At 70.7% G+C, this 4,197-nt stretch carries 4 protein-coding genes; 2 read left to right on the top strand and 2 right to left on the bottom strand.

The features are described 5' to 3' along the window. Positions 1-58 precede the first annotated feature (58 nt). On the top strand, positions 59-349 hold the full coding sequence (gene yhbY, locus VD972_RS34500; protein ID WP_324993059.1) for a ribosome assembly RNA-binding protein YhbY: 291 nt from the start codon (positions 59-61) through the stop codon (positions 347-349). A 111-nt stretch (positions 350-460) separates the two neighbouring features. Here the strand turns inward: yhbY and VD972_RS34495 are convergent, their stop codons facing one another. Beyond that, a complete protein-coding gene (locus VD972_RS34495) occupies positions 461-1,771 on the bottom strand; it encodes a hypothetical protein (RefSeq protein ID WP_324993058.1) in 1,311 nt (436 codons plus the stop codon). A 200-nt stretch (positions 1,772-1,971) separates the two neighbouring features. On the opposite strand from VD972_RS34495, the gene purF reads away from it, so the two are divergent. After that, the gene (gene purF / locus VD972_RS34490; RefSeq protein WP_324993057.1) at positions 1,972-3,432 is read left to right on the top strand and encodes an amidophosphoribosyltransferase; all 1,461 of its coding nucleotides are present in this window, start codon (positions 1,972-1,974) and stop codon (positions 3,430-3,432) included. Positions 3,433-3,474: 42 nt separating this feature from the next. Here the strand turns inward: purF and VD972_RS34485 are convergent. Beyond that, a partial coding sequence (locus VD972_RS34485; RefSeq protein WP_324993056.1) for an RluA family pseudouridine synthase occupies positions 3,475-4,197 on the bottom strand: 723 nt, incomplete at its 5' end.

Raw genomic sequence — 4,197 nt, 5'->3', positions numbered from 1 at the left:
AGGGTGCGCCGCCGTGGGGGCCCGTAGGCACTGCCCCCCGCCACTTCGAGGAGGAGATGTGCCGCTCACTGGGAAGCAGCGCCGCGCCCTGCGCGCAAAGGGCCACCACCTGGACCCCGTGGTCATCGTCGGCCAGTCCGGCGTGACCGAGGGCATCCTTGGCGCCACGACGCAGGCGCTGAACGATCACGAGCTCATCAAGGTGAAGATCCACGAGGGCCCGGAGACGCGCCAGGAGGCCGCCGCGCGGATGGCGCAGAGCACGGGCGCCGAGCTCGTCCAGCTGCTGGGGCGCACGGCGCTGCTCTTCAGGAAGCGCGAGGAGGACTCGGAGTTCGACAACCTCTGAGCCGCTCCTCCCACCCTTCGAGCGCTACCAGGTGAGGAGGTAAGAAACGAGCGCCTCTTCGAGCGAAGAGCCGACACTGCGCGCACATTCCCTCCATACAGGGGGTGTGGCTCAGGGCTCCGGGGTGAAGCCCGCGGCCTCGGCGGCGAGCTGGGCGGCGGCACCGAGGCGCTCGAGCAGGGAGGAGCCGTAGTACTGGCGCCGGGACTCACCGGCCCCCTGAGCCACGAGCTCGGGCGTCTCCATGTAGCCCAGGTAGTCACCCGAGAGGCCGAGCACGCCGGTGGCACCGGTGCGCCCCGCCAGCACCTGCCCTGCGCCGGTGGTGGGCTCTCCTGGAAGGGTGATCAGCTCCAGTGGCCCGAGCGCGAGCGCGCTCACCTCGGCCACGCGCGCGGCGGAGTGGCACAGGAAGTTGTCCCCCGCGGCACGGGTGAGGACAGGCACCAGCCGCGAGGCATCCGGCCGGGGCAGTGCCACCTCGGCGCGGGCCACTGCCAGCCGCGTGGGGCCGGGTGTGGCCATGGGCGAGGCGCGATCCACCAGCCCGGACAGCGCCTGCGCGAAGGCGGTGGCGCGCTCCACGCCCTGCCCTTCGTTGAAGGCGACGGAGGCATTGCCCACGGCGCCCTGGAGGACGAGCACGACACCGCCCTGGGCCTCACGCAGCTCGCTCAAGCGGCCGGGGTAGTCCGGGTCCACGTACTCGCGCTGCCGGGGCACCATCGTGGGATGCGCGGCGAAGAGGAGCAGCTCCGCGACGGGGCTCGAGGCGCCTCGGAGCACCACACGGGTGAGCGCACCATCTGGCGTCTCTCCCCCCGAGCGGGTGAGGACGAGGCCGGGCTCGGCGGCGCGGCCCACCTCCAGCGTCACGTCAGCGAGCGCGGCGGCGGCCTGGTGGAGCGCCTCACTGGCCGCGGAGACGGCGGTGTCCACGGCGGACTCGCGGTAGCGCCCGGTGCCTACGAGCTGGGCCACCAGCCGTCCGTCATAGCCTCCGAAGGAGGAGTGCGTATGCGAGGCGAACACGAGGACGCCATGGAGGCCCAGGTCCGAGGCCCGCTCGCGGATCTGCGCCACCATGGGCCCCGTCACCGACAGCAGCTCCAGGGAGACGAGGCCCACGCGCGTCTCTCCGGCCTGGAGGATGACGGCGCGGGCGTGGAGCGGCGGGTCTGCCTGGGAGGCGTTGGGGCGCGGGGGCGGATAGCCGGCGACGACGACGGGGAAGGGCGGTGGGAGCACCACCTTCGCGGCGCCTGCCCGAAGCGCTCCCTCCGCTCGGGCCTGGCCGCGGAGCACGGGAGCGCTCTCCTCCCAGCGCCCGCACCAGTTCCACGAGGCGAGGGCATACGCCGCGCCCGCAGTCAGCAGCGCGAAGGGGAGCAGCGAGCGCAGGTACCGGCGTCGAATCGCCATGGGGGGCAGCCTAGCTGTTCATGCCCGTGCTCGGGGGGGCTGCTGTCGAGGAGTCAACTCGCGGGCCCTCCCCCGCCTGCCTGCTCGCGGGGAGCCCGCCCCTGCCCACACGGGCCGACCCCCGGGGTAGGTGGAATACCAGGCAGAGGAGCACGGGTTCCTGTTCCTCTGGGGACATGAAAAGGGGATAAGGCGCCACCATGTGCGGCATCTTCGGAATCACCGGTCATTCTGAGGCGTCCAACCTGACCTACCTGGGCCTGCACGCGCTGCAGCACCGTGGGCAGGAGTCCGCAGGCATCGTGTCCTCGGACGGCGAGCACCTGCGCTCCTACCGGTCCATGGGGCTGGTGGCGGACATCTTCAACGCGCCCGTGCTGGAGAAGCTGCCTGGCAGCGCCGCGATTGGCCACGTGCGCTACTCCACGGCGGGCGTGAGCCAGCTGAAGAACGCCCAGCCGCTGTCGGTGGAGTATGCCGGTGGGCAGCTGGCCGTCGCGCACAACGGCAACCTGGTGAATGCCCGGGAGCTGCGCTCCTCGCTCGAGGCGGACGGGGCCATCTTTCAGTCGGACTCGGACACCGAGGTCATCATCCACTTCATCGCCCGCTCGCGGCAGCCGACCTTCGAGAAGAAGGTAGTGGAGGCGCTGGGCAAGGTGAAGGGGGCCTACAGCCTGCTGTTCCTCACGCAGGATCAGCTGGTGGCCGTGAGGGATCCGTATGGCTTCCGGCCGCTGGTGCTGGGGCGGCTGCGCAACAGCTACGTGCTGGCCAGCGAGACGACGGCGTTGGACTTGATCGAGGCGGAGTACATCCGCGAGCTCGAGCCCGGCGAGATGGTGGTCATCGACGCGAAGGGGATGCGGACGAGCCAGCCCTTCGCGCCCACACGGCTGGGGCGCTGCATCTTCGAGCACGTGTACTTCGCCAAGCCGGACTCGGTGCTGTTCGGCACGAGCGTGTACGAGGCGCGCAAGGAGCTGGGGCGGCAGCTGGCGCGCGAGCAGCCTGCGCCGGGGGCGGATCTGGTGATCGCGGTGCCGGACTCAGGGGTGCCGGCGGCCATTGGGTTCTCGCAGATGAGCGGCATTCCGTATGACGTGGGGCTGATCCGCAGCCACTACGTGGGGCGCACGTTCATCGAGCCGCAGCAGTCCATCCGTCACTTCGGGGTGAAGCTGAAGCTGTCCGCGGTGAAGGCGGTGCTCAAGGGCAAGCGGGTGGTGGTGGTGGACGACTCCATCGTGCGAGGCACGACGAGCCGGAAGATCGTCAAGATGCTGAAGGCGGCCGGCGCGCTGGAGGTGCACCTGCGCATCTCGTCGCCGCCGACGCGCTGGCCCTGCTACTACGGCATCGACACGCCGAGCCGGCAGGAGCTGATCGCCTCCAATCACACCACGGAGGAGATTGCCCGCTACGTGACGGCGGACACGCTGGGCTACCTCTCGCTGGAGGGGCTGGGCAAGGCGGTGGGAGACCCGGAGCGCAGCACCTTCTGCACGGCGTGCTTCTCCGGGAAGTACCTGGCGGGCGAGGTGAGCGCCGAGGCGGCAGCCCAGAGCGCCAAGGCCGCGGCCATGGCCGAGGTGGTGCTCACCGAGTCCGCTGTCGCCATCGGCCCGGAGCTGCTCTCGAGCAAGCCCCTCACCGCCTGAGCCGCTCGCTCCCGAGCGAACCTTCATCCACCCGCTGAGCCCTTACGCGACGCCGGCGGCCGGATCCGGCTCCACCGCCACGGGCTTGCCGGCGATGAAGTCGACGAGGTCCACGGGAAGCGGCGCCTCGAAGGTCACGAGCTCTCGGGTGCCCGGGTGAGGGAAGGCGATGCGCGCGGCGTGGAGCGCGTGGCGAGGCAGGCGCAGGCGCACCCAGGCCTCGGGCTCCAGGCAGTGCTTGCTGAACCGGTCGAAGTAGCCAGGATCTGGGCCGTACATCTTGTCGCCCACGAGGGGGAAGCCCACCTCGTGCAGGTGGATGCGGATCTGATGCTGGCGGCCCGTCTCCGGGTAGCAGCGCAGCAGGGCGAAGGGCTCGCCGTCGCGGGTGAAGCGCTGGAGCACCTGGAAGCGGGTGCGGCTCGCCTTGCCCTCCACCAAGTCAATGCGGACGGCAATCCGGATGAGCTCCGTCCCCTCGGCGATGGGGGCATCCACCAAGAAGGTGTCCTCCGGTGGATGGCCCTCGCAGATCGCGAGGTACTCCTTGTGGACGTCCCGGCTGAGGAAGAGTCCGCCCAGGACACGGCAGGACTCGGTGGTGCGCCCACAGACGATCAGGCCGCTCGTCTCGCGATCCAGGCGGTGGGCGGGCTCGGCGAAGCGCTCGCCAAAGCGCTCGCGCAAGAGCGTGACGAGGGTGCCCGTGTGGTAGCGAGCGGTGGGATGGATGGGCAGGCCCGCGGGCTTGTCGAGCACCAGGAG

It is taken from the genome of Hyalangium sp. (assembly GCF_035629615.1).
GTDB lineage: Bacteria > Myxococcota > Myxococcia > Myxococcales > Myxococcaceae > Hyalangium.
Note: the sequence above shows the minus strand (reverse complement) of the source record. Positions and strands in the feature narration are given on the sequence as shown.